The 25523-nt window shown below is 68.7% G+C and carries 24 protein-coding genes and 1 pseudogene; 12 read left to right on the forward strand and 13 right to left on the reverse strand.

The genetic code is table 11. The annotated features are described in order from the left end of the window. A partial coding sequence (locus VNT59_RS11115) for a DNA translocase FtsK 4TM domain-containing protein (RefSeq protein WP_325498471.1) occupies positions 1-950 on the reverse strand: 950 nt, incomplete at its 3' end. Positions 951-1100: 150 nt separating this feature from the next. After that, positions 1101-1775: a Crp/Fnr family transcriptional regulator gene (locus tag VNT59_RS11120; RefSeq protein WP_325498472.1), complete on the reverse strand. Its 675-nt coding sequence runs from the start codon at positions 1773-1775 to the stop codon at positions 1101-1103. A 154-nt stretch (positions 1776-1929) separates the two neighbouring features. Here VNT59_RS11120 and trxB point away from each other — a divergent pair, with 154 nt between their 5' ends. From trxB to rpmG, 3 genes are all read left to right on the forward strand, one after another. Then, complete coding sequence (trxB, locus tag VNT59_RS11125) at positions 1930-2886, forward strand: thioredoxin-disulfide reductase (protein WP_325498473.1); 957 nt, start codon at positions 1930-1932, stop codon at positions 2884-2886. A 227-nt stretch (positions 2887-3113) separates the two neighbouring features. Next, positions 3114-3347: a 50S ribosomal protein L28 gene (gene rpmB / locus VNT59_RS11130; RefSeq protein WP_325498474.1), complete on the forward strand. Its 234-nt coding sequence runs from the start codon at positions 3114-3116 to the stop codon at positions 3345-3347. A gap of 23 nt (positions 3348-3370) precedes the next feature. Continuing rightward, positions 3371-3544 carry a 50S ribosomal protein L33 gene (gene rpmG, locus VNT59_RS11135; protein WP_168109912.1) on the forward strand — a complete coding sequence of 58 codons (174 nt, stop codon included), beginning with the start codon at positions 3371-3373 and terminating at the stop codon, positions 3542-3544. Positions 3545-3672: 128 nt separating this feature from the next. On the opposite strand, the gene VNT59_RS11140 is transcribed toward rpmG, so the two are convergent. The 4 genes from VNT59_RS11140 to purN form a co-directional block, all read right to left on the reverse strand. Then, complete coding sequence (locus VNT59_RS11140; protein WP_325498475.1) at positions 3673-4074, reverse strand: hypothetical protein; 402 nt, start codon at positions 4072-4074, stop codon at positions 3673-3675. A gap of 189 nt (positions 4075-4263) precedes the next feature. Further along, on the reverse strand, positions 4264-5478 hold the full coding sequence (locus VNT59_RS11145) for a DesA family fatty acid desaturase (RefSeq protein ID WP_325498476.1): 1215 nt from the start codon (positions 5476-5478) through the stop codon (positions 4264-4266). 120 nt (positions 5479-5598) lie between these two features. Further along, positions 5599-6870: an RsmB/NOP family class I SAM-dependent RNA methyltransferase gene (locus tag VNT59_RS11150; protein WP_325498477.1), complete on the reverse strand. Its 1272-nt coding sequence runs from the start codon at positions 6868-6870 to the stop codon at positions 5599-5601. 94 nt (positions 6871-6964) lie between these two features. Further along, a complete protein-coding gene (purN, locus tag VNT59_RS11155; RefSeq protein WP_325498478.1) occupies positions 6965-7546 on the reverse strand; it encodes a phosphoribosylglycinamide formyltransferase in 582 nt (193 codons plus the stop codon). A gap of 21 nt (positions 7547-7567) precedes the next feature. Between purN and VNT59_RS11160 the strand changes: the two genes are divergently transcribed. From VNT59_RS11160 to VNT59_RS11175, 4 genes are all read left to right on the forward strand, one after another. After that, complete coding sequence (locus tag VNT59_RS11160) at positions 7568-8230, forward strand: YceH family protein (RefSeq protein ID WP_325498479.1); 663 nt, start codon at positions 7568-7570, stop codon at positions 8228-8230. Positions 8231-8275: 45 nt separating this feature from the next. Beyond that, positions 8276-9454: an acyl-CoA dehydrogenase family protein gene (locus tag VNT59_RS11165; RefSeq protein ID WP_325498480.1), complete on the forward strand. Its 1179-nt coding sequence runs from the start codon at positions 8276-8278 to the stop codon at positions 9452-9454. A gap of 158 nt (positions 9455-9612) precedes the next feature. After that, positions 9613-10728, forward strand: coding sequence for an acyl-CoA dehydrogenase family protein (locus VNT59_RS11170; protein WP_325498481.1), 1116 nt, complete (start codon positions 9613-9615; stop codon positions 10726-10728). A 70-nt stretch (positions 10729-10798) separates the two neighbouring features. Then, a complete protein-coding gene (locus VNT59_RS11175) occupies positions 10799-12169 on the forward strand; it encodes an alpha/beta fold hydrolase (protein ID WP_325498482.1) in 1371 nt (456 codons plus the stop codon). A 54-nt stretch (positions 12170-12223) separates the two neighbouring features. Here the strand turns inward: VNT59_RS11175 and VNT59_RS11180 are convergent, their stop codons facing one another. After that, entirely contained in the window at positions 12224-12781 is a 558-nt protein-coding gene (locus tag VNT59_RS11180) for an HNH endonuclease (RefSeq protein WP_325498483.1), read from the reverse strand. Between the two features lie 173 nt (positions 12782-12954). Here VNT59_RS11180 and VNT59_RS11185 point away from each other — a divergent pair, with 173 nt between their 5' ends. The 4 genes from VNT59_RS11185 to VNT59_RS11200 all read left to right on the forward strand — a co-directional run bounded on the left by VNT59_RS11185 (position 12955) and on the right by VNT59_RS11200 (position 19217). Then, complete coding sequence (locus VNT59_RS11185) at positions 12955-13953, forward strand: bifunctional riboflavin kinase/FAD synthetase (protein WP_325498484.1); 999 nt, start codon at positions 12955-12957, stop codon at positions 13951-13953. 112 nt (positions 13954-14065) lie between these two features. Continuing rightward, complete coding sequence (gene ileS / locus VNT59_RS11190) at positions 14066-16912, forward strand: isoleucine--tRNA ligase (protein WP_325498485.1); 2847 nt, start codon at positions 14066-14068, stop codon at positions 16910-16912. Then, positions 16912-17403, forward strand: coding sequence for a signal peptidase II (gene lspA, locus VNT59_RS11195; protein WP_325498486.1), 492 nt, complete (start codon positions 16912-16914; stop codon positions 17401-17403). Before ileS ends, lspA begins: the two co-directional genes overlap by 1 nt. Positions 17404-17558: 155 nt before the next feature. After that, positions 17559-19217, forward strand: coding sequence for a Na/Pi cotransporter family protein (locus VNT59_RS11200; RefSeq protein ID WP_325498487.1), 1659 nt, complete (start codon positions 17559-17561; stop codon positions 19215-19217). Positions 19218-19244: 27 nt separating this feature from the next. Here the strand turns inward: VNT59_RS11200 and VNT59_RS11205 are convergent, their stop codons facing one another. Both VNT59_RS11205 and VNT59_RS11210 read right to left on the reverse strand, forming a co-directional pair. After that, positions 19245-19634 (reverse strand): response regulator, encoded by a 390-nt coding sequence (locus VNT59_RS11205; RefSeq protein ID WP_325498488.1) that lies wholly within the window; start codon positions 19632-19634, stop codon positions 19245-19247. 226 nt (positions 19635-19860) lie between these two features. Further along, positions 19861-20844 (reverse strand): quinone oxidoreductase, encoded by a 984-nt coding sequence (locus VNT59_RS11210; protein ID WP_325498489.1) that lies wholly within the window; start codon positions 20842-20844, stop codon positions 19861-19863. 104 nt (positions 20845-20948) lie between these two features. On the opposite strand from VNT59_RS11210, the gene VNT59_RS11215 reads away from it, so the two are divergent. Beyond that, complete coding sequence (locus VNT59_RS11215; protein WP_325498490.1) at positions 20949-21848, forward strand: DMT family transporter; 900 nt, start codon at positions 20949-20951, stop codon at positions 21846-21848. 142 nt (positions 21849-21990) lie between these two features. On the opposite strand, the gene VNT59_RS11220 is transcribed toward VNT59_RS11215, so the two are convergent. From VNT59_RS11220 to VNT59_RS11235, 4 genes and pseudogenes are all read right to left on the reverse strand, one after another. Further along, a complete protein-coding gene (locus tag VNT59_RS11220) occupies positions 21991-22788 on the reverse strand; it encodes an SDR family oxidoreductase (RefSeq protein ID WP_325498491.1) in 798 nt (265 codons plus the stop codon). A 66-nt stretch (positions 22789-22854) separates the two neighbouring features. Continuing rightward, complete coding sequence (locus VNT59_RS11225; protein ID WP_325498492.1) at positions 22855-23775, reverse strand: DMT family transporter; 921 nt, start codon at positions 23773-23775, stop codon at positions 22855-22857. Positions 23776-23845: 70 nt separating this feature from the next. Beyond that, complete coding sequence (locus VNT59_RS11230) at positions 23846-25144, reverse strand: DUF3422 domain-containing protein (RefSeq protein ID WP_325498493.1); 1299 nt, start codon at positions 25142-25144, stop codon at positions 23846-23848. Positions 25145-25246: 102 nt separating this feature from the next. Then, positions 25247-25523: pseudogene (locus VNT59_RS11235) on the reverse strand (tripartite tricarboxylate transporter permease); the annotation flags it as partial.

A 25523-nucleotide genomic window follows, 5' to 3' on the forward strand; every position in this document is an offset into this window, starting at 1 on the left:
AGCTTCTTCTCGATCAGCCGGCTGGTCATCTCCAGCGTCTCGGACGACACGGTTTCCTGCCGCCCCAACGGCGAGTCCAGCAGGTCGACCTGCGGCAGCTTGGAGTCCGGCAGCTCGGTGAACAGCGGCTTCTGGCGTTCCTTGACCACCCGCTCGCTCTTGGGCGCCTCGATCTTCACCGGCTCGATCAGCACCGGCGCGGGGTGGTGCTCCTCGATCTCGATGCGCTCCTCCAGCACGATCTCTTCGCGCTGCTTGGCGGCCCGCTGGCCGAGGGCCACGTCCTCGGCCTTCTCGCGCTGCTCGCGGCGCGCCTCGAACCAGCCGTCGATGCGGGCGCCCAGGCGCTCCGCGACCTGTCCCCACGAGAAACGGAAGACCATCGCCGAGCCGACCACGGCCAGCGCCACGAACACCAGCCCGGACCCGGTGAACCCGAGCCATTCGACGCCCCAGCGTCCGGTGAACGCGCCGAGCGCGCCGCCGGCATGGTCGGGCAGTCGCGGCTCCAGCCGATACAGGCGCGACCACTCGAGCGCGGTGCTCGCGCACAGCAGCAGCGTCAGGCCGCACCAGAATGCCAGGCGTTCGCGGCGGGTGGGCGCGGCGGCGTCGGGCTGCGTGTCGGCGCGCATCCAGCGCGCCAGGCTCGCCATCCAGGAGCGCAGTCCGGCGGCGACGCACCACCATGCGGAGAAGCCGAGCAGGAAATAGCTGGCATCGCCGATCCACGCACCGAGATGGCCGCCCAGGTTGCGCGTGCCCAGCCCGTCGCCGGACGTGGAGAACGCCGGGTCCTGCTGCGAATAGGTGATCAGGGCCAGCAGCCAGAACAGCAGCGCCGCCGCGCCGAGCACCAGCCCGATTTCATGGGCGAAGCGGCTGACGCCGCCGCGGGCGGGCGCCGCCGCGGCGCGCGTGTTATTCAGGGTGTCGAGCGAGTACGTCATGAAGTGGGCACAAGCTTAACGCAGGCCCTGTGGCGGAAGCGAGCGGATGCGGCGCGGGTACAACGCCGCGGGAGTGCTGGCCGTCATCACGCCCGGCTCGATCCGGCAGCCACGCGGGCGGGCCTGGAAGCGTCCTTGGCCCGCAGCGCCTCAACCCAGGGTGCTGAGGCGGTCCTTGATCAGCATCGAGCCGTCTTCGCGCGTCTCGATGAAGCCGCGGTCCTCGAGGTCCTTCATGACGCGGCTGACCATCTCGCGCGAGGCGCCGACCATCTTGGCGATGTCCTGGCGCGAGATGCGCTCGCGGATCGTCATGAGGCCTTCGCGGTCGGGCGCGGCGAATTCGAGCAGCGCGCGCGCCACGCGCCCGTAGACGTCCATCAGCGCCAGCGATTCGATCTTGCGGTCGGCCTGGCGCAGGCGCTGCACGAGCCCCTTCATGATCGCGTAGGCCATGGAACTGTTCTCGGGCAGGCAGCGCGCGAACTCGGCGCGCCCCAGCACCAGGACGTCGGTCTGGACTTCGGCGCGGACGGTGGCCGAATGCTCCTGGTTGTCGATCAGGCTCATCTCGCCGATGTAGTCGCCCGGCTGCAACGTGGCGAGGATCACCTCGCGCCCGCGCTTGTCGGACGTGATCACGCGCACGCGTCCGGTGAGGATGATGAACAGGGTGTTGGACTTCTCGCCCTGCTCCACGATGATTTCGCCCCGCTTGAAGCGTCGCTTGGTCACCGACTCCGCCACCGATTCCGCCTGGTTGGCCGTCAGCAGGGCGAACAGCGGAACCCTGCGAATCAGCTCCAGATTGGACAGCATCGACATCTTTCTTATCCCTTCCGATCGCGAGCGGACTTTTGGCTTCCTACAATGGCCCGCAAGTCCCGGCTCCGCGCGATTCCCACCCAAGGCTTGATAGTTGCCGGTCGGCCCCAAAATGTACACCCAGCCGTGGTGTTTTACACACAGGTTTTCTCTCATGTCCACGCCCCAACACGCCAAAGTCCTGATCCTCGGTTCCGGTCCCGCCGGCTACACGGCCGCCGTCTATGCAGCGCGCGCCAACCTGGCTCCGATGCTGATCACCGGCATGGCGCAGGGTGGACAACTCATGACGACCACCGATGTCGACAACTGGCCCGCCGACGTGAACGGCGTGCAGGGACCGGATCTGATGCAGCGGTTCCTGGCGCACGCGGAGCGCTTCAAGACGCAGATCGTCTTCGACCACATCAACCAGGTCGACCTCTCGAAGCGGCCGTTCAAGCTGCGCGGCGACAGCGGCGAATACACCTGTGACGCGCTGATCATCGCCACCGGCGCCTCCGCCAAGTACCTGGGCCTGCCCTCCGAAGAGAAGTTCATGGGCAAGGGCGTCTCCGGCTGCGCGACCTGCGACGGCTTCTTCTACCGCGATCAGGTGACGGCCGTCGTCGGCGGCGGCAACACCGCGGTCGAAGAGGCGCTGTACCTCTCCAATATCGCGAAGAAGGTCTACCTCGTTCACCGCCGCGACAAGTTCCGGGCCGAGCCGATCATGATCGACAAGCTGATGGAGAAGGTCCGGGCCGGCAAGATCGAGCTCAAGCTGTTCAGCGTGCTGGACGAAGTGCTGGGCGATGCCACCGGCGTCACCGGCGTGCGCCTGAAGAACGTGAACACGGGCGAAGCCGAGGAGCTGGCGCTGCAGGGGTGCTTCATCGCCATCGGCCACCACCCGAACACCGACATCTTCCAGGGCCAGGTGGAGATGAAGGACGGCTACATCCTCACCAAGTCGGGCCTGCAGGGCCTGGCCACCATGACCAGCGTGCCCGGCGTGTTCGCCGCCGGCGACGTGCAGGACCACGTGTACCGGCAGGCGATCACCAGCGCCGGCACCGGCTGCATGGCGGCGCTGGATGCGCAGCGCTTCCTGGAGCAGAACGAAGCCTGACCCCCGCGCGCGGCCGCGCCGGGGCTGGACCGAGGGCCCGGCCGCGCCGGCCCGGGGACTCTGGTCTATAATTGCGGGCTTTGCTGCGAAACCGTGAGGCTGCGCAGCGCGCTTCCCCGCGGGGGAGCCCGGGTTACCGCCACCCTTCTGGCGAGGTGAGGCAGAAGCGAGGACCGGCCACGGCCGATCCGCCAGTGACTGCCGTTTTGACGATATCGGAGTGCTCCATGGCACGCGTATGCGACGTAACGGGCAAGGGCCCGGTGGTCGGGAACAACGTTTCCCACGCCAACAACAAAACCAAGCGCCGGTTCCTGCCGAACCTGCAATACCGCCGTTTCTGGGTCGAGAGCGAGAACCGCTGGGTCCGCCTGCGCGTCTCGAGCGCCGCGCTGCGCCTTATCGACAAGAATGGCATCGACGCCGTGCTTGCGGACCTGCGCGCCCGCGGCCAGGCCTGATTCCCTACTGAAAGGACAGCATCATGGCAAGCAGCAAAGGCGGCCGGGAAAAGATCAAGCTGGAGTCCACCGCGGGCACCGGCCACTTCTACACGACCAGCAAGAACAAGAAGACGACGCCCGAAAAGATGTCGATCATGAAATTCGACCCGAAGGCGCGCAAGCACGTCGAGTACAAGGAAACGAAGCTGAAGTGAGACCGGCCTGACGGCCCGCTCGTCTTCCATCCGGCGCAGGCCGGAACCAAAAAAGCCCCGCGATGCGGGGCTTTTTGCTTTGCTCGGCGTCGCCGCGGCCTGGGAGCCGCGCTTGTCGCGGGCGCAACTCACCAGCGACGATAGTCGTCCGGGAAGCGGTCGCGACGATTGGGCACGCCGTCGCCGTCGCGGTCGCGCCGGCTGGCCCGATCGTTCAGGATGTAGCCGTAGGACGGCGCCTGGGCGCTGTACAGGGGCCGCCCGTAGCGGTCGGTGCCGCGGTAGACGTAGCCGTTGGGCGGGGTCCAGCCGCTGTTGCCGTAGACCTGGTCGGGCGCCGGGCCGAAACCGCGCTGCACCTCGGGCGACGGGACCTGCTGGTTGGGGACCGGGTACGCGTAGGGGCCGTAGTTGGGGGTGCCGCGCCACGCCGAGCCGGCCTGCGATTCGGCGTCGCCGCCCTGCGCCACTGCCGCCCCGCCGGCGGCCAGGGCAGCCGTCGCGAGCACGGAAACGATGAGCCTGTTCATGGTTTTCTCCTTGCGGTCGGGCACCTCGGCCCGCATGAGACCATTGAACAGGGTCCGGGTGTCCCCAGCATGTCGGCGGGGTACGGACTTGATGTCGGACGGTTACAGCAGGTACCGTCAGGAACGCCGGCTCATCGGCAAAAAGAAAGCCCCGTCATCGCGGGGCTTTCGAGTGGTCGCCTTCGAACCTCAGGCGTGGGCGGCGCGCAGCTGCCGGGAAAACTGCTGCAGGGCCACGATCCCGCTTTCCTCGGCGCGGCGGCACCATGCCTGCAAGTCGAGGGCCAGCTGTTCGCGCGAGTGGTTCGTGTTGAGCCACATCTGGCGCAGCTCCTCGCGCATGGTGACCATCTTGTCCAGCACCGGGTGGGCGGCACGCGCCTGCGCCAGCTTCGGCTTGGCCGAGGCCGGCACCCGCTCCTCGTCGCGGTGCAGCCAGCGCTTGGCCGCCTTCAGCGGCGACAGGTCGGCCTGCTTTTCCTTCAGCGCGGCAATCTCGGCCTTGCAGACGCGGCGCATTTCCCGGGCGTAGCCGGCCATCACCTCGTACCGGTTGGCGATCACGGCTTCCAGCGCCTTCTCGTCGGCCACGGGCCGCACGGCCCCCAGGCGCAGCTTGGGCGGCACCTTCTTCACGGTGGCCCAGCCGATGCGGCGCATCAGCGAGATGTAGAGCCAGCCCAGGTCGAACTCGTACTTCTTGACCGAGAACTTCGCCGACGTCGGATAGGTGTGGTGGTTGTTGTGCAACTCCTCGCCGCCGATGATCAGGCCCCAGGGCGAGATGTTGGTGCTGGCGTCAGGCGCCTCGAAGTTGCGGTAGCCCCAGTAGTGACCGATGCCGTTGATGATGCCGGCGGCGGTGATCGGGATCCACAGCATCTGCACGGCCCAGACGGCCAGACCGGCGAAGCCGAACAGCGCCAGGTTCAGGATCAGCATGACGCCGACGCCCTGCCAGCTGTAGCGGGTGTAGAGGTTGCGCTCGACCCAGTCGTTGGGCGTCCCATGGCCGAACTTCGCCATGGTTTCCTGGTTCTTGGCCTCGGCGCGATACAGCTCGGCGCCGCGCCACAGCACGGTGTCGATGCCGCGCGTCTGCGGGCTGTGCGGATCGTCCGGCGTCTCGCACTTCGCGTGGTGCTTGCGGTGGATCGCGACCCATTCCTTGGTCACCATGCCCGTGGTCAGCCAGAGCCAGAAGCGGAAGAAGTGCGCCGGAATGGCGTGCAGGTCCAGCGCGCGGTGCGCCTGGCTGCGGTGCAGGAAGATGGTGACGCTGGCAATCGTGAGGTGGGTGACGACCAGCGTGTACAGGACGACCTGCCACCAGGACAGGTGCCACAGGCCGTTCGCCAGCCAGTCAACTGCCGCGTTCAGCACGGCCCAATCGGGGAGCAACATTGTGGGGAAATTTCCTCTCTGGAGATGAAGGGCGAAGGGCCCAGCACGCTTTGAGCGATTCTAGGGCCCAGGGTTCAATCCTGCTGGCGTGTGCCCACTCACGCCAAGAGGCCCAGCCGCTCAGCTGCGCGTCCAGGCGGCGGCGAAGAAACCGTCGGTGCCATGGCGGTGCGGCCACAGCCGCAGGTACTGCTGCCCGCCTTCTCCGCCGCGGCACAGCGCGGCGGCATCCTGGACCTTCAGCTGGGCCAGCAGCTCGCCCACCGACTCGGGCCGGAACTCGGGGTGGGCGGCGCCGAAGGCCTGCGCGATGGCCTCGTTTTCCTGCGGCAGCACGCTGCAGGTGGCGTAGACCAGGCGGCCGCCGGGCTTGACCAGGCGCGCGGCGCTTTGCAGGATGGCGGCCTGCTTGGCCGTCATCTCCTCGACCGCCTGCGGCGACTGGCGCCATTTCAGGTCGGGATTGCGGCGCAGCGTGCCCAGGCCCGAGCACGGGGCATCGACGATCACGCGGTCGATCTTGCCGGCCAGCCGCTTGATGCGCTCGTCGCGCTCATGCGCGATCGCGGCTGGGTGCACGTTGGAGAGTTTGCTGCGCGCCAGCCGCGGCTTGAGCGCGTCCAGCCGGTGCGCCGAGGTGTCGAATGCGTACAAGCGGCCGGTGTTGCGCATCGACGCGCCGATCGCCAGCGTCTTGCCGCCGGCACCGGCGCAGAAATCGACCACCATTTCGCCGCGCTTGGCATCCAGCAACAGTGCCAGCAGCTGCGAGCCCTCGTCCTGGACTTCGACGGCGCCGCGGGCGAAGGCATCGAGCTTGTTGATCGCCGGCTTGCCCTCCACGCGCAGGCACCAAGGCGAGTACGGCGTCGGCCGGGCGACGACGCCGGCGAGCTCGAGCTCCCGGCGCACCTCGTCGCGCTTGTCGTTCAGCGTGTTGACGCGCAGGTCCAGCGGCGCGGGCTGGTCGAGACTCGCCACCAGGGCCCAGAACTCGTCCCCCAGCTGCTCCTTCAGCGGCTGCACCAGCCACTCGGGCAGGTTGTGGCGATGCCGCTCCAGGAGGTCCCTGGGATCGATGCCGTCGCACTGATCCAGCCACTGCCGCTCCTGCTCCGTCAGCGCGCTCTTGAGGAAGTCGCGCGGGCCGTGGAATCCGAGGATCGCCAGGCGCCGCTCCTTCGGCCCGCTGCCCGAAGGCGCGAGGTGGTCGAACAGGAGCTTGCGGCGCAGCACCGCATAGACGGTTTCGGCCAGCGTGGCGCGCTCGCGCGGACCGAGCGCGCGGTGGTCGCGGAAATAGCGGGAGACGACCGCGTCGGCGGGATGGTCGAACTTCAGGGTGAGCTTGACGAGCTCGGCACAGGCGTCGAGCAGGGCTTTGGGATGCATGCGGCGGATTGTCCCATTGCACCGGGTGCCGCCGTGGGACCGAGCCGGTAGCCAGCCCGCTTGGGCCGCTGGCGGACCCGGCCGGCCGCCGCGGTCACAGCTTCGGCAGCAGCGCCGCGATCGCCCGCGGGTAGATCACGTGCTCCTGGGTGAGCACGCGCGCCGCCAGCGACTCGGGCGTGTCGTCGGGCAGCACCGGCACCGCGGCCTGGCCCAGGATCGGCCCGTAGTCGAGCTCGGCGGTGACTTGGTGCACCGTCGCGCCGGAAAAGCGGCAGCCCATCTCGATCGCCCGCTGGTGCGTGTGCAAGCCGGGGAAAGCCGGCAGCAGCGAGGGATGGATGTTCAGCAGCCGTCCCTCGTAGCGCTGGACGAAGCCCGGCGTGAGGATGCGCATGAAGCCGGCCAGCACCACCAGCGCCGGCTGGTACGTGTCGATGAGCTTGGCCAACGCCGCATCGAACGCCTCGCGGCTGCCGAACTGCTTGTGGTCGAGCACCTCGGTGGCGATCCCCTGCTCGCGCGCAAAGGCAAGGCCGCCCGCGTCGGCCCGGTTGCTGATCACGGCGGCGACCTCGGCGCCATGCCGCCCGCGCCAATCCTCGCGCTGCGCCGCCCGCACGATGGCCGCCATGTTGGAGCCGCCGCCGGAGATCAGAATGACGATCTTCTTCATGTCCGCCCGATTATCCCAGCCATGCGCCTGCGCCCCCTGACCCCGATCGAAGCACGCGTGCTCGGCACGCTGATGGAAAAAGCCCGCACCGTTCCCGACAGCTATCCGCTCACGCTCAATGCCCTCGTCGCGGGGTGCAACCAGAAGACCAGCCGCGATCCGCTGCTCAATGTCACCGAAGCGCAGGCGCAGGAGGCGCTCGATTCGTTGAAGCAGCTCGCGCTGGTGTTCGAAACCAGCGGCGGTCGCGTGGCGCGCTGGGAGCACAACTTCCAGCGCGCCGTCGGCGTGCCGGAACAGTCAGCCGTGCTGCTGGGGCTGCTGATGCTGCGCGGGCCGCAGACCGCCGGCGAGCTGCGCATCAACAGCGAACGCTGGTACCGTTTCGCCGACATCTCCTCGGTCGAGGCCTTCCTGGAAGAGCTGCGCGACCGCGCCGAGGACAAGGGCGGCCCGCTGGTCGTGCTGCTGCCGCGCGCGCCCGGCATGCGCGAGCAGCGCTGGGCGCACCTGCTGTGCGGCGCCGTCGATGTTCCGGAGCCTGTGGCCGCCGCGCCGGGCGGTGCGCCGCGCGATGCGCTGCAAGCGCGCATCGAGGCCCTGGAGAGCGAGGTCGCCGCATTGCGTTCCACTCTGCAAGACGTGTGCGAACAGCTTGGTTTGTCGCAACCTGGACAGGCGTGACACCGCGGCCGTGACGATAATGGATGCCGTTTCGGAGACCGCTTCATGGACCTCGCCTTCACCCCCGAAGAACAGCAATTCCGCCAGGCGATCCGCGCCTGGGTGCGGGAAAGCCTGCCGCCCGAGATCTCGCACAAGGTGCACAACGCCTTGCGCCTGACGCGCGAGGACATGCAGCGCTGGGCCAAGATCCTCGGCAAGAAGGGCTGGCTCGGTTACGGCTGGCCCAAGGAATTCGGCGGCCCCGGTTGGAACGCGGTGCAAAGGCATCTGTTCGAAGAGGAATGCGCGCTGGCCGGTGCGCCGCGGATCGTTCCGTTCGGGCCGGTGATGGTCGCTCCGGTCATCATGACGTTCGGCAACGCGGAGCAGCAGAAGCGCTTCCTGCCCGGCATCGCGAGCGGCGAAGTGTGGTGGAGCCAGGGCTACAGCGAACCGGGGGCGGGCTCCGACCTGGCCTCGCTCAAGTGCCGCGCCGAGCGCCGCGGCGACAAATACATCGTCAACGGGCAGAAGACCTGGACCACGCTGGCCCAGTACGGCGAATGGATCTTCTGCCTGGTGCGCACCAACACCGAGGGCAAGCCGCAGACCGGAATTTCGTTCCTGCTGATCGACATGAAGTCGCCCGGGGTCAGCGTGCGGCCGATCTACATGCTCGACGGCGAGCCCGAGGTCAACGAGGTGTTCTTCGACAACGTCGAGGTGCCGGCGGAAAACCTGATCGGCGAGGAGAACAAGGGCTGGACCTACGCCAAGCATCTGCTGTCGCACGAGCGCACCAACATCGCCGACGTGAACCGCGCCAAGCGCGAGCTGGAACGCCTCAAGCGCATCGCGAAGGCCGAGAAGGTCTGGGACGACCGGCGCTTCCGCGACGAAATCGCCAAGCTGGAGGTCGAGATCGTGGCGCTGGAGATGCTGGTGCTGCGGGTGCTGTCGGCGCAGCAGTCGGGCAAGAACTCGCTCGACATCGCCGGCCTGCTGAAGATCCGCGGCAGCGAGATCCAGCAGCGCTACAGCGAACTGATGATGCTGGCGGCCGGTCCCTACGCGCTGCCGTGGATCCGCGAGGCGATGGATGCCGGCTGGCAGGGCGAGTTCGTGGGGGCGGCTTACATCGCGCCGCTGGCGGCCACGTACTTCAACATGCGCAAGACCACCATCTACGGCGGCTCGAACGAGGTGCAGCGGACGATCGTTTCGCAGACGGTACTGGGATAAGAAACCCAACAGCCGAACGCAGAGGACGCAAAGGGCGCAAAGGACGCGAAAGGAACACCAGAATGAATTTTTCTTCTTTCGCGCCCTTCGCGTCATCTTCGCGTCCTTCGCGTTCCTGAGCCCGATTCCGAATTTCCTCGCACACCAGAGGTAGCAACATGGATTTCAACTTCTCCGACGACCAGGAACAGCTGCGCGACGCCGTGCGCAAGTGGGTGGACAAGGGCTACGACTTCGAGCGCCGGCGGGGCATCGTCAAGGCCGGCGGCTTCGACCGCGGTGTCTACGGCGAACTCGCGCAGCTCGGCCTCGCCGGCCTCTACGTCGACGATGACCACGGCGGCCTGGGGATGGGCCCGGTCGAAGGCATGGTGGTGATGGAGGAGCTCGGGCGCGGGATCGTGCTCGAGCCGCTCGGCCAGACGCTCATCGCCAGCGGCATCCTGAGCGGGTACGCGCCGGCCGCGCTCAAGGACGCCTGGCTGCCGAAGATCGCCGGCGGCGAGGCGATCGTGGTGCTTGCCTACCAGGAGCGCGCCGCGCGCTACCAGCTCGACGTCTGCGAGACCAAGGCCACGCGCAGCGGCGATGCCTGGAGCGTGAGCGGTGCCAAGAGCGTCGTCCCCGTGGGCGACCAGGCCGATGCGTTCCTGGTGCCGGCGGTCGCCGACGGCCGGATGGCCATGTTCCTGGTCGAACGCGCGGCCAGCGGCGTGAAGACGCGCGGCTACGGGACCATGGAGGGCGCACGCGCGGCCGAGGTGAGCTTCGCCTCTTCACCGGCGGCGTTGCTGACCGAGGATGGCCTCGCGGCCCTGGAACACGCCGTGGACATCGGCATCGCGGCGAGCTGCGCGGAAGCCGTGGGCGTCCTGGACAAGACCATGGAAGTCACCGCGGAGTACATGAACACCCGCAAGCAGTTCGGCGTGCCGCTCGCCAGCTTCCAGGCGCTGCGCCACCGGATGGCAGACATGAAGATGCAGCAGGAGCTGGCCCGCTCGATGAGCTACTACGCCTCGCTGAAGCTGAACGCGCCGGCCGAGGAGCGGCGCCGCGCCATGGCGCGCGCCAAGTACCAGCTGGGGGTTTCCATGCGCTTCGTCGGCCAGAACTCGGTGCAACTGCACGGCGGGATCGGCGTGACCGACGAGTACATCGGCAGCCACTACTTCAAGAAGCTCACCCAGCTCGAGCTGGTTTTCGGCGACACGCTGCATCATCTCGGCGAGGTGTCGGCCCGGATGCAGGACACCGCCGGCGTCTTCGCCTGATGCGCTGAGCCGCCCAGCCACCCAGCCCGCCGGCACCCCGCCCGCGGGCTTTTTCTTGCAGGAGCCCGCCATGCCGACACGCCGCCTCGTTCTCGCCGTCTCCGTGGCCGCCGCGCTCGCCGGCTGTGCCGCCGGGCCGACGCCGCGGGAATTTCCGCCGATCGTCTTCGTTCACGGCAACGGGGATACCGCGGCGCTGTGGCAGACCACGATCTGGCGCTTCGAATCCAACGGCTGGCCGCGCGACCGGCTGCACGCGGTCGACCTGCCGTACCCGCTGGCCCGCAACGATGACGCCAAGCCGCAACCGGGCCGCACGTCGGCCGCGGAGCACATGGCGTTCCTGAAGTCCGAAGTGGAGCAGGTGTTGCGCCGCACCGGGGCGCGGCAGGTGATCCTGATGGGCAACTCGCGCGGCGGCTATGCGATCCGCAACTACATCCAAAACGGCGGCGGCGCGTCCACCGTCAGCCACGCCATCCTCGCCGGGGTCCCCAATCACGGCGTACAGGCCGTCCGGGGCCTCAACGAAGGCAGCGAATTCGCCGGCACCGGGCCGTTCCTGACGGCACTGAATGCACCCAAGAATGCGGCCGGCGACGAGGTGACAGGGCCCGTTCGCTGGCTGACGATCCGCTCGGACAGCAACGACAAGTACGCGCAGCCGGATGGCCGCTGGCTCGGCATGGCCGGCAAGCCGACCAACGTGACGTATGCCGGTCCGCAACTGCAGGGCGCCGCCAACGTCGTGATCCCGCGCGTCGACCACCGTGAAACCGCCTTTTCGCCGGCCGCCTTCGAAGCGTCCTGGCGTTTCGTCACCGGCCAGCCGCCGCGCACCAGGGAGGTCGTCCCCGAACCGCGGCCCACGCTTTCGGGCAAGGTGAGCGGACTGGGACTCACGCCGGCAGACCCGCAGTCCGGCAACTACGTGAACAACCTGCCGCTGGCCGGTGCACACGTCGAGATCCATGCGGTCGACGCCGCGACCGGCGAACGACGCGGCGGCGCGGCGTACATGCACACCGTCGGCGCCGACGGCCTGTGGGGCCCGTTCCAGGCGCAGCCCGGCACCCCGTACGAGTTCGTCGTCGCGGCCCCGGGCTACGCCACGACGCACATCTATCGCAGCCCGTTTCCCCGCTCGAGCGACATCGTTCACCTGCAGGCCCAGCGGATCGCCGACGCCGACAAGGACGCGCCGGCGCTCGTGACCCTGGTGCGGCCGCGCGGTTACCTCGATCCGGCGCGCGACCGCATGTCGTTCGACGGCAAGAGCCCGCCACCCGGCGCCCTGCCCGGCGCCGGCGTGGCAAGTTCCAAGCTGAAGCTGCCGGCCGAACCGCGGCCGGTGGTGGCCGAGTTCAACGGCGAGCGCCTGGTGGGGCGCACCTGGCCGGTCGCCGACAACCAGACGACGGTGCTCGAACTGACGTACTGACGCACTGACGCGAAAACGGCGGCCGACGGCCGCCGTGCGCTGGCCGCGCGAGGCTCAACCGTGCAGCCGCGAATTCTTCGGCAGGTGCGCCATCAGGAACTCCATCTGGTCGGCCAGGATCCGGCGGTTGCGCAGGATGAAGTCTTCCCACAGGCTCGGCACGTAGGGCGTGTACAGGAGCGGCATGCGGGCCTGCTCCGGCGTGCGGTTGCTCTTGCGGTGGTTGCAGGTGCGGCAGGCCGTGACGACGTTCATCCAGTGGTCGCGGCCGTTCTGGGCGAACGGGATGATGTGCTCGCGGGTGAGCATCTCCTCGTGGAACTCGTCGCCGCAGTAGGCGCACACGTTGCGGTCGCGCGCGAACAGCTTGCTGTTGGTGAGGCCCGGCTTGAGCTCGAAGGGATTGATGTTGGGCACGCCCTTGGTGCCGATGATGCTGCTGATCGCGATCTGCGACTGCTCGCCGGTGACTGCGTTGTGGCCCCCGCGGAACAGCGCGATGCGCGCGCCCACTTCCCAGCGCACCTCGTCGGAGGCGTAGTGCAACACGGCCTGCTCCAGCGAGATCCACGACTGGGGCAGCCCCTGGGCCGACAACTTCAAAACCTTCAAGACACGACTCCTTTCTGCGCGAGAGGAAACCACGTGACAGGTCCGGTCGAGCGCCCGGCGGCGCTGTACAGCACAATATACGCTCTTTCGTCGGCCATTGTCCCTCGCGGCGGGCCGCACGCTGGGCGGAAACGCCGCCGACTGCTATCAAAACGATATCGACGCGAAGCGCGATGCAGATCTTCCGAGGCTTCCACCATCCGGGCATCGCCCCGGCCTGCGCGCTGACGATCGGCAACTTCGACGGCGTGCACCGCGGCCACCAGGCCATGCTCGCGCTGCTGAACAACGAGGCGCAGCACCGGGGCGTGCCCAGCTGCGTGCTGACGTTCGAGCCCCATCCCCGCGACTACTTCGCCGCGGTCGCGCGCAAGCCGGAACTGGCACCGGCGCGCATCGCGACGCTGCGCGACAAGCTGACCGAGCTCTCGCGCTGCGGCGTCGACCAGTGCGTCGTGCTGCCGTTCGATGCCCGCCTGTCGTCGCAGACGCCGGAGGCATTCATCGGCAACGTGCTGGTGCGCGGCCTGCGGGCCAAGTACGTGCTGGTGGGCGACGACTTCCGGTTCGGGGCCAAGCGGGCCGGCGACTACGCGCTGCTGGACGCCTCCGGCCCGGCCAACGGCTTCGACGTCGCCCGGATGAACAGCTACGAGGTGCACGGACTGCGGGTGTCGAGCTCGGAGGTCCGGGACGCCCTCGCCCGCGGCGACATGGGCGGGGTCGCGGCCCTGCTGGGCCGGCCCTACAGCATCAGCGGCCATGTGGTCCACGGGCGAAAGCTCGGCCGCCAGCTTGGCTTCAAGACGCTCAACCTGCGCTTTTCGCACTGGAAGCCGGCCGCCAGCGGCATCTTCGCGGTCGAAGTGCACGGCCTGGCCGGCAAGCCGCTGCCGGGCGTCGCCAACCTCGGCATCCGGCCGTCGGTCGATCCCGCCGACGTCAACGGCGGCCGCGTCCTGCTGGAGACCTATTGCCTGGACTGGCCCGCGAACCTGGGGCCGGAGGGGGGCTACGGTAAAATCATTCGCGTGGAACTGCTGCACAAGCTGCACGACGAGCTCAAGTACGACGGCCTCGATGCCCTGCAAGCCGGCATCGCCCGCGACATCGTCGACGCGCGCGCGTATTTCGCGGCGACGCGCCGGCAGACCACGCGCGACCGAATTTAGGGCTGTCATTGCGGACCCGATCCGCAATCCATCTCGTCGCCCCGCACCGGATTCCGGGTCCCCCGGGAACCGGTCCAGGGCACAGGCCCCAATGGCAAAGCCAGAGTTCCACATGACCGACAAGACCGATTACCGCGCCACGCTCAACCTCCCGGACACCCCGTTCCCGATGCGCGGCGACCTGCCCAAGCGCGAGCCGGGCTGGGTCAAGGAGTGGGAGGACCAGGGCCTCTACAAGAAGCTGCGCGCGGCCCGCTGCGAGCATGAGAAGTTCGTGCTGCACGACGGCCCGCCGTACGCCAATGGCCAGATCCACATGGGCCATGCGGTCAACAAGATCCTGAAGGACATGATCGTCAAGGCGCGCCAGCTCAAGGGGCTGGACGCGGCCTACATCCCGGGCTGGGACTGCCACGGCCTGCCGATCGAGAACGCCATCGAGAAGAAGCACGGCCGCAACCTGCCGCGCGACGAGATGCAGGCCAGGAGCCGCGCCTTCGCGACCGAGCAGATCGCGATCCAGATGGCCGACTTCAAGCGGCTGGGCGTGCTGGGCGACTGGGAGCACCCCTATCGCACCATGGACTTCGTCAACGAGGCGCAGGAGATCCGCGCGTTCAAGCGCGTGATCGAGCGCGGCTTCGTCTATCGCGGCCTGAAGCCGGTGTACTGGTGCTTCGACTGCGGCTCGTCGCTGGCGGAATTCGAGATCGAGTACGCCGACAAGAAGTCGCACACCATCGACGTCGGCTTCGAGGCCGACCAGCCCGAGCAGGTGCTGCTGGCGTTCGAGCTGCCGCCGACGCGGCTGGACAAGCCGGTCTTCGCGGTGATCTGGACCACCACGCCCTGGACGATCCCGGCGAACCAGGCGCTGAACCTGAACCCCGACCTCGAATACGCGCTGGTCGAGACCGAGCGCGGCCTGCTGATCCTGGCGTCGACGCTGGTGGCGCGCTGCCTCGAGCGCTACCAGCTCACGGGTGCCGTGCTGGCGACGGCGACCGGCGACAAGCTGGCCGGCCTGAACTTCCGTCACCCGCTGTACGACGCCGACCCGGGCTTTCGCCGGCTCTCGCCGGTGTACCTGGCCGAGTACGCCACCGCGGAGGACGGGACCGGCCTCGTGCACTCCTCCCCCGCCTACGGCCTGGAGGACTTCAACTCCTGCGTCGCGCACGGGATGAAGTACGACGACATCCTGAACCCGGTGCAGGGGCACGGCTCGTACGCGCCCGACTTCCCGCTGTTCGGCGGCCAGAACATCTGGAAGGCCCAGCCGCAGATCATCGACGCGCTGCGCCACGCGCACCGCCTGTTCGCCACGGCGACCATCAGCCACAGCTATCCGCACTGCTGGCGCCACAAGACGCCGGTGATCTACCGCGCCGCCGCCCAGTGGTTCGTGCGCATGGACGAGGGCGAGGGCGTCTTCACCAAGGACAAGGCGCCCAAGACGCTGCGCCAGATGGCGCTGGACGCGATCGAGGAAACCAGCTTCTATCCGGAAAACGGCAAGGCGCGGCTGCGCGACATGATCGCCGGCCGGCCCGACTGGTGCATCTCGCGCCAGCGCAGCTGGGGTGTGCCGCTGCCCTTCTTCCTGCACAAGGACACCGGCGAACTGCATCCGCGCACGATGGAGATCCTGGACCTGGCGGCCGACATGGTGCAGCAGGGCGGCATCGAGGCCTGGAGCAAGGCGACGACCGAGCAGATCCTGGGCCCGGCCGACGCGCGGCACTACACCAAGAGCACCGACATTCTCGAGGTGTGGTTCGACTCCGGCACCACCCACACCACCGTGCTGAAGCACTCGCATGCCGGCGCCGGCCACGAGCACGGCCCCGAGGCCGACCTGTACCTGGAAGGCCACGACCAGCACCGCGGCTGGTTCCACTCCTCGCTGCTGACGGCCTGCGCGATGTACGGGCGCGCGCCCTACCGGGGCCTGCTGACGCACGGCTTCACGGTGGACAGCCAGGGCCGCAAGATGAGCAAGTCGCTGGGCAACGGCGTCGATCCGCAGGAGACCAGCAAGAAGCTCGGCGCCGAGATCATCCGGCTGTGGGTGGCCGCGTCCGATTATTCCGGCGACATCGCCGGCGACGACAAGATCCTGGCGCGCGTGGTCGATGCCTACCGCCGCATCCGCAACACGCTGCGCTTCCTGCTGGCCAACACCAGCGACTTCGACCCGGCGAAGGACGCCGTCCCGATGGCCGATCTGCTGGAGATCGACCGCTACGCGCTCGCGCGCGCGGCGCAGTTCCAGGAGGAGGTGCTGGCGCACTACGAGGTGTACGAGTTCCACCCGGTGGTCGCCAAGCTGCAGGTGTACTGCTCGGAAGACCTGGGCGCCTTCTACCTGGACATCCTGAAGGACCGCCTGTACACCACGGCGCCGAAGTCGCTGGCCCGCCGCAGCGCGCAGACGGCGCTGTGGAACATCACGCACGCGATGCTGCGCTGGATGGCGCCCTTTCTCAGCTTCACCGCCGAGGAAGCGTGGAAGCTGTTCGGGACCTCCGAGTCGATCTTCTTCGAGACCTACGCCGAGCTCGGCGCGCCCGACCTGGCGCTGCTGGAGAAGTGGACCCGGATCCGGGCCGCCCGCGAGCTGGTGAACAAGGAGATCGAAGCCTTGCGCGAGGCCGGCAAGGTCGGCTCCTCGCTGCAGGCCAACGTCGAACTGAGCGTGCCGATGGACACCCAGGGCGCCCTGTTCGCCGCCCTGGCCAGCCTGGGGGACGACCTCAAGTTCGTCTTCATCACCTCGAAGATGGAACTGGCGGCCGGCGAGAACATGGCCGTGCGGGTCACGCCGTCGGAAGCGGCGAAGTGCGAGCGCTGCTGGCACTGGCGCGACGACGTCGGCCATGACCCGGCCCACCCGACCATCTGCGGCCGCTGCACCAGCAACCTGTTCGGGCCCGGCGAAGACCGGAAGTTCGCCTGATGGCGCGCGCAAGCAGCCGCGGGGCCTGGTGGCCCTGGCTCGGCCTGGCGCTGGCCGTGTTCATCGCCGACCAGTTCACCAAGGTGCTGATCCTGGGCTACTACCGGCTGGGCGACTCGACCTCCATCACCAGCTTCTTCAACATCGTGCGCGCCCACAACACGGGCGCGGCGTTCTCGTTCCTGGCCCACGCCTCGGGATGGCAGCGCTGGTTGTTCACCGTGATCGGCGTCGCCGCGGCCGCGTTCATCGTCTGGATGCTGCGCCAGCACGCCGGCAAGAAGCTGTTCTCGTTTGCGCTGGCGTGCATCCTGGGCGGCGCGGTAGGCAACGTGCTGGATCGGCTCCTGCACGGCTACGTGGTGGACTTCATCCAGGTGCACTGGCGCGGCTGGTATTTCCCGGCGTTCAACATCGCCGACAGCGGCATCACCATCGGCGCGGCCTGCCTGATCCTGGACGAACTGCTCCGGGTCCGCCGGTCGCACTGAGCGCCGGACGCGCGGCGCGGCCGCCCAGCGGCCGGTGACGCTGTTTCCCCTGCTGCGCGGACCGCCGCCGCGGTCCGCCGGCGGCCTCGCCGGAGGTTCACCAGCACCCTGTTCTCATGTTGCGGCGCACCAAAGCGTATAGTGAAACCTGAAGCATGAAGCATTTGTTGAATCTGCTGGCGGCCGTCGCGCTGCTGGTCTGGGGAACGCATCTCGTCCGAACCGGCATCCTGAGGGTGTTCGGCGCCAACCTGCGAAACGTCATCGCCCAGAGCGTCGGCAATCGCTGGGCGGCCGGCGTCGCCGGCCTGGGGGTCACCGCCCTCGTCCAATCGAGCACCGCCACCGCGCTGATCGTCTCGGCCTTCGTCGGCCAGGGGTTGATCACGCTGCCGCTGGCGCTGGCCGTGATGCTGGGCGCCGACGTCGGCACCAGCCTGATGGCGGTCGTCTTCTCGTTCGACCTGTCCTGGCTGTCGCCGCTCTTCATCTTCGTCGGCGTCGTGCTGTTCCTGTCGCGCCAGTCCAATCCGATCGGCCGGGTCGGGCGCATCCTGATCGGCCTCGGGCTGATGCTGCTGGCGCTGCGCCTGGTGGCCGCTTCCACCGCGATCATGACCCAGTCGCCGGCGGTCAAGGCCCTGCTCGGCTCGATCTCCAGCGACCTGCTGCTGGAAATCACCGTGGGCGCGTGCATCTCGCTGCTGGCCTATTCCAGCCTGGCGATCGTCCTGCTCACCGCGACGATGGCTGCCTCCGGCCTGATCCCGCTGGAACCCGCGCTGGGGCTGGTGCTGGGCGCCAACCTGGGCAACGGCCTGCTGGCGGTGCTGACCACCGCCAAGTCGGCGATCGAGGTGCGCCAGGTGCCGCTGGGCAACTTCGTGTTCAAGGCGATCGGCGTGCTGATCGCGGCGCCGCTGGTCGCGATCTGGCTGCGCGAAGTGCGGCCCTACGTGCAGGATGCGGCCACCATGGTGGTGCTGTTCCACCTCTGTTTCAACCTCATGGTGGCGGCCGCGTTCATCGGCTTCACGCAGGTGGTGGCGCGCTGGGTGACGCTGTGGCTGCCCAAGCCGGACAAGACGATGGTGGCCGGCCGGCCGCACCACCTCGACCCGACGGCGCTGGCGACGCCGTCGCTGGCGATCTCCTGCGCCGCGCGCGAGGCGCTGCACCAGGCCGACGTGGTCGAGACGATGCTGGTGGGCATGCTGTCGGTGATCAGGAACAACGACCTGCGGCTGGCCGAGGAACTGCGCAAGCTCGACGACCACGTCGACGAGCTCTACTCGGCGATCAAGTACTACCTCACCAAGATCTCGCGCGAGGCGCTGGGCGAGGAAGAAAGCCGGCGCTGGACCGACATCATCAGCTTCACCATCAACATGGAGCAGGTGGGCGACATCATCGAGCGGATCCTGATCGACATCGAGGACAAGAAGATCCGCAAGGGCCGCAACTTCTCGGACGCCGGCATGGCGGAGATCTGCGAGCTGCACGCCCGGCTGATCGACAACCTGCGCCTGGGCATGAGCGTGTTCCTCAACGGCTCGGTGCGCGACGCGCAGAAGCTGCTGGAGGAAAAGGCGCGCTTTCGCGACCTGGAGCGCGCCTACGCGTCCACCCACCTGAACCGGCTGACCGGCAACACGATGCAGAGCATCGAGACCAGCTCCCTGCACATCGACCTGATCAGCGACCTCAAGCGGATCAACTCGCACATCTGCTCGATCGCCTACCCGATCCTGGACTCGGCCGGCGCGCTCGCGCCCAACCGGCTGCGGCAGGCGCAGCTGGCGGACGGCGCCTGAGCTGCCGCGCGCGCCGCGGCTGGCGCGCTAGTGCCTGGTTTCCACCTTGTTGCGTTCCCTGACGCAGTAGTCGACCAGGGCGTCGATCTCGGTCGACTTGTCGAACACGGCGTCGGCGCCGAGCTGGGCGCAGCGCCAGCGCACGTCGTTGGTCGCATGGTTGCTCAGCACGATCATCTTCTGGCCCGGCCGGCGCCGCCGGCAGGCTTCCAGGATGTTCAGGCCGCTGCCTTCCTTGAGGAACAGGTCGACGATCGCCAGGTCCCAGTAGCCCTCGTTCTGGGCCAGCCATTGCTTGCCTTCGTACTCGGTCTCGGCCACACCGACGGGGTCGACCAGGGCCAGCTCCTGCAGCGTCTCGATCAGGTTTTCTCGGATGGTCGGGCTGTCCTCGACGATGTAGGCACGGAACTTCATGATGCTCTCCAGCAATGGAGACGGCGGTCGGGCCGCCGCCTCCCGTGTGAAGAAACTGTAAAGCGCCACGCTTGCGCAAGATGCAAGCAGCAAGGCCAAGGAGCTGTAGGAACGGTCGCTCATGGCTGAGCAGGACGCCGCCGCCGCCAGGGTCGGACAAGCGAGCGGCCGGCGCGCGGCCGCCCGTCCGGCGCCGGATGCCGGATGCCGGATGCCGGATGCCGGATTACAGCGTCAGGATCGTGCAGCCGGTGGTCTTGCGCGCCTCGAGGTCGCGGTGCGCCTGCTGCACCTGCTCGAGCGGGTAGCGCTGGTCGATGCGGATCTTCACCTTGCCGCTGGTGACGGCCTCGAACAGGTCGTCGGCCATGGCCTGGGTGCTCTCGCGGGTGGCGATGTGCGTGAACAGCGTGGCGCGCGTCACGTACAGCGAGCCCTTGACGCCCAGGATGCCGGGCGCGAACGGCGGCACCGGGCCCGAAGCGTTGCCGAAGGTCGCCATCAGGCCGAACGGCTGCAGGCAGTCCAGCGACTTGTCCCAGGTGTCCTTGCCGACCGAGTCGTACACCACCTTGACGCCCTTGCCGCCGGTGATCTCCTTGACGCGGGCGAGGAAGTCTTCCTTCGCATAGTTGATGACATGCGCAGCGCCGTTCTCCCTGGCCAGGGCGCATTTGGCGTCCGAACCCGCCGTGCCGATCAGCTGCAGCCCCATCGCCTTGGCCCACTGGCACGCGATCAGGCCGACGCCGCCGGCGGCCGCGTGGAACAGCACGAAATCGCCCGGCTGCAGGCCGCCCTGCGGTTGCGTCTTCTTGAGCAGGTACTGGGCCGTCAGGCCCTTGAGCATCATCGCAGCGCCGGTGTCGAAATCGATCGCGTCGGGAAGCTTGCAGACGGTCTTGGCCGGCATCACCCGCGCTTCGCAGTAGCTGCCCGGCGGCTGGCTGGCGTAGGCGGCGCGGTCGCCGGCCTTCAGGTGGGTGACGCCCTCGCCCACCGCTTCGACGATGCCGGACGCCTCCATGCCGATGCGGGCCGGCATCTTCAGCGGATACAGGCCGGTGCGGTGGTAGACGTCGATGAAATTCAGGCCGACGGCCTTGTGGCGGATGCGGATCTCGCCCGGTCCGGGCTCGCCCACTTCGACGTCGACGACGTGCAATTCCTCGGGACCACCGTTCCTGGCGATCTGGATGGCTCTGGACATGAAATCTCCTCGTTGTGCGGTAGCGCGCGAGGGCGATCCTGCCACGAATCGGCCTTGCCCGCCGGCGCGGCCCGGCCGCCAGCGGGTACAGTCGCGGGTTCGCCATGAACCAGCGCCTCACCCCGGGCACGACCGCCCTGCTCACCATTCCCCCCCTGCTGTGGGCCGGCAACGCGGTCGTCGGCCGCATGCTCCAAGGCACGGTCCCGCCGGTCACGCTCAATTTCCTGCGCTGGCTGATCGCCGGCCTGCTGCTGCTGCCGATCGCCGGCTGGGTGCTGCAGGCGCGCAGCGGCTTGTGGCAGCAGTGGCGCCGGTTCGCGCTGCTGGGCCTGCTGGGCGTGGGCTGCTACAACACGCTGCAGTACATGGCGCTCAAGACCTCGACGCCGCTGAACGTGACGCTGGTCGGCGCCAGCTCGCCGGTGTGGATGCTGGCGATCGGCGCGCTGTTCTTCGGCCGCCGGCCGTCGCGGCGCCAGTACTTCGGCGCGGTGCTGTCGATCGCCGGCGTGCTGGTGGTCCTCAGCCGCGGCCACTGGGACGTGCTGCTGCAGGTGCGGCTGGTGCCGGGCGACGTGTACATGCTGCTGGCCACGGCGGCGTGGGCCTGGTACAGCTGGCTGCTGATCCGCCCGGGCGATCCGCCGCGGATCCGCGGCGACTGGGCCGCGTTCCTGCTGGCGCAGATCGCGTTCGGGCTCGGCTGGTCAGCGCTGTTCAGCGGCTTCGAGTGGGGGCTCACCCCGGCCACGGTCCAGTGGGGCTGGCCGCTGGCGGCGGCGCTGGCGTTCGTGGCGCTCGGCCCGGCGATCCTCGCCTATCGCTGCTGGGGCCTGGGCGTGCAGCGCGTCGGGCCGAGCCTGGCCGCCTTCTTCTCGAACCTCACGCCGCTGTTCGCCGCGCTGATGTCCGCGGCCTTCCTGGGCGAGTGGCCGCACGCGTACCACGCGATCGGCTTCCTGCTGATCGTCGGCGGCATCGTCGCTTCGTCGCGCCACTGAATACGAACTGCAGAACCCGGCAGCCGAACGCAGAAGTCGCGGAAGGCGCCGCGGGGACGCGAAAGACGCAGAAGAGATCGCCTTCGCGCGCCTGCGTTCGGCTGTTGGGTTGCCGTCTTGCGTCCGGCTGTCTCTCGCGGTCCTAGTACGTCCCCGGATACGCGCCGCCGTCGATCAGCACGTTCTGGCCGGTGATGTAGCTGGCGTGCTGGCTGCACAGGAACGCGCAGGTCGCGCCGAACTCGTCGGGCGAGCCGAAGCGCAGCGCCGGAATGGTCTTCTTGCGGGCGTCCTTGATCTCGTCGATCGTCTTGCCGCTCTTTTCCGCCGCGCCCTTCATCGTCGTGTTCAGGCGGTCGGTGTCGAAGGCGCCGGGCAGCAGGTTGTTGATCGTCACGTTCGCGCCGGCGAGCTTGCTGGTGCGCGCGACGCCGGCGACGAAGCCGGTGAGGCCGCTGCGCGCGCCATTGGACAGGCCCAGGATGTCGATCGGCGCCTTCACGGCGCTGGAGGTGATGTTGACGATGCGGCCGTAGCCGCGCTTGGCCATGCCGTCGACCGTCGCCTTGATCAGCTCGATCGGAGTCAGCATGTTGGCGTCCACCGCCTTGATCCACGCCTCGCGGTCCCAGCTGCGGAAGTCGCCCGGCGGCGGACCGCCGGCGTTGGTCACCACGATGTCGTATTCGCCGCGGTGCGCGAACACCTGCGCCCGGCCTTCGGCGGTGGTGATGTCGGCGGCCACCGACTGCACGGCCGCCGCGGCCGGCCGCTTGGGGTCGGCCGTCAGCCTGGCGACGGCCTGCTGCAGCGCCTCGGCGCCGCGCGCCACCAGCACCACGTTCACGCCTTCGCGCACCAGCGCCTGGGCGCAACCGTAACCGAGCCCCTTGCTGGCCCCGCAGACCAGGGCCCATTTGCCGGCAATACCGAAATCCATGGTGACTTTCCTTCGCTGAGCTTGTGTTGGTGGGCGCCATTGTGCCTCGCGGCGCCCCGCCGCCGGTCAGCGCTCACGCAGCGGCTCGGTGCGCCCGGCCCGGCTGAAGACGAAGATGCCGCTGATCACGAGCACGGTCCCCGCCGCGATCCACGGGGTGAAGGGCTCGTCCAGGATCAGCACGCCCATGATGATGGTGGACACCGGCCCGATCATGCCGGTCTGGGCCGACAGCGCCGGGCCGATGCGCTCGATCGCCATCATCACCAGCAGCACCGGCAGCGCGGTGCAGAAGATCGCGTTGAGCACCGACAGCCAGATCACCTGCGGCGCCACGGCGGTGGCCGCGGCGACGGGCCGCAGCACGATGAACTGCAGCACGCAGCACAGGCACGCCACCAGGGTGGCCAGGCCGACCAGCCGCAGCGACCCCAAACGCTGCACCAGCTGGCCGCTGTAGACCAGGTAGAGCGCGTAGGTGACGGTGCTGGCGAACACCAGGAAGGCGCCGAGCGCGACCTGGCTGCCTTCGAAACTCAGTTCGCGGCCCAGCACCAGCAGCACGCCGCTGTAGCTCACCGCCATGCCGGCCACGTGCAGGCGGCGCACCCGGCGCCGGTACAGCAACCAGGCCAGGACCATCACCATCGTCGGGTTGAGGTACAGGATCAGCCGCTCCAGCGACGCCGTGATGTACTGCAGGCCGGCGAAATCGAGGAAGCTGGAGAAGTAGTAGCCGATGAAGCCGAGCCCGGCGACGCCGAGCCAGTCGCGGCGCGTGAGCGGGGCCTGGCCGCGGCTGGCCCACCAGGCCATCACGGCGAAGATCGGCATCGCGAACAGCATCCGCAGCATCAGCAGCGTCACGGCATCGACACCGTACCGGTATGCCAGCTTGACGATGATCGCCTTGCCACTGAACGCGATGGCGCCGACAAACGCCAGCGCCAGGCCCGCGAGCAGTCCCTGATCCGAATTCTTGTTCAATCCATGCCACCTTCAGCAGCGCTGGAGTGTGACACGGATGAGCGCACCCACGGCGCCGGCCACGCAAGTGTCAGGCGGCGAGCACCTTGGAGTGCAGCCGGCGCAACGACCACCACACGCCGAACGCCACCAGCGGGATCGCGACGGCCGCCGTGCTCTCGGCGCTCCACGGCCAGCCGATGGCGTGCGCGCCCTTGGCCAGATAGCTGACGAGGCCGACGATGTAGTAGGTGATCGCCGCCACCGACAGGCCCTCCACCGTCGCCTGCAGCTGCAGCTGCAGGCCCTGGCGCCGGTTCATCGCCGCCAGCAACGCCTGGCTGCTTTGCTGCTGCTCGATTTCGACGCGGGTGCGCAGCAGGTTGCTGATGCGCGAGACCCGTTGCGACAGGGCGTCCTGCCGCCGCGTCGCCCACTCGCAGGTGGCGCGGGCGGGCGACAGCCGCCGGTCGATGAATTCGCCGATCGTCTGCAGCCCCGCCAGGCGCGCCTCGCGGATGTCGGCCAGGCGCCGGTCCACCAGTTCGAAATAGGCGCCGCTGGCCGAGAACCGCGCATGCGAGGCCGCGTACTGCCCCTCCACTTCGCCGGCGAGCTTGGTCAGCCGGTCCAGCAGTTGCGGCTCTTCCGCCCGGCCGGCGGCGCGGATCGCCGCGGCCAGTTCCGCCAGCTCGCGCTCGGCGACCCCGAGGGCCGCGCCGGTGGCGCGCGCCGCCGGCAGCCCGAGCAGCGCCGCCATGCGATAGGTGTCGATCTCCAGCAGCCGCTGCACCAGGCGGCCCAGCCTGCGGGGCGAGACGGCCGGCTCGCCGCCCGGGCCGGGCCGCGCCAGCAGCAGCATCCGCGAGAAACCGTCCGCATGCAGCATGAAGTCGGTGTAGACGGCGGCATGGCCGTCCGCCACCAGCGCGCCGACCAGCGTCTCCTCGCCCAGCAGGCCGCGCACCGGCGGCGCCTCGGCGAAGTCGGCGGCCGCCAGCGCCCACAGGTGCAGGGCCGCCAGCCGCTGCCCGGGCAGCGCCGACAGCCAGGCCTGGGGAACGGCGTCCAGCGCCGCCGGTGGTGCGGCGGTGGCCGTCCCCTGCGGGTCGAGCGGCCGCGAGAAGGTCCACGAGACGAACTCGGTGTGGAGTTCCCAGCGCACCCGGAACGTGCCCAGGTCCATGCGCAGGTGGTTGGCGTCGGCATCCGGCAGCGGCAGGTGATGGTCGCGCAACAAGGCCGCCAGATGGGCGCGGCTCGCCTCGCGCTGGGCCGCGTCGGCCAGCATCACGATGTGCGACAGCGCCAGCGGCGCGTTCATCGCCTCCGGCGGCCGGGCGTGGATCTCGTTGTGCAGCGCGATCCGCTGCGGATGGCTCTTGGTCACGGCTTTTGTTCTCCCGGGGGTATTGTCGCGTCCCGCCGTGCCGCGGCCCCAAGAGCAGAAACGGCGCCCGCAGGCGCCGTTCCGACAAGAGCGAACGCCGCGTCAGTCCTCGACGAACGCTTCCTGGCGCTTCGAGCGGATCGCCGGCAGGGCGACGACGACGATCAGCAGCAGGGCGGCCGCCAGCAGGCTGGCCGACAGCGGGCGGGTCACCAGGACCGACCAGCTGCCGCGCGACAGCAGCAGCGCCCGGCGCAGGTTCTCTTCCATCATCGGGCCCAGGATGAACCCGAGCAGCAGCGGCGCCGGCTCGCAGCCGAGCTTGATGAACACGTAGCCGATGAGGCCGAAGATGCCCACCATCCACACGTCGAAGGTG

This window comes from Ramlibacter sp. (assembly GCF_035554825.1).
Taxonomy (GTDB): Bacteria; Pseudomonadota; Gammaproteobacteria; order Burkholderiales; family Burkholderiaceae_C; genus Ramlibacter.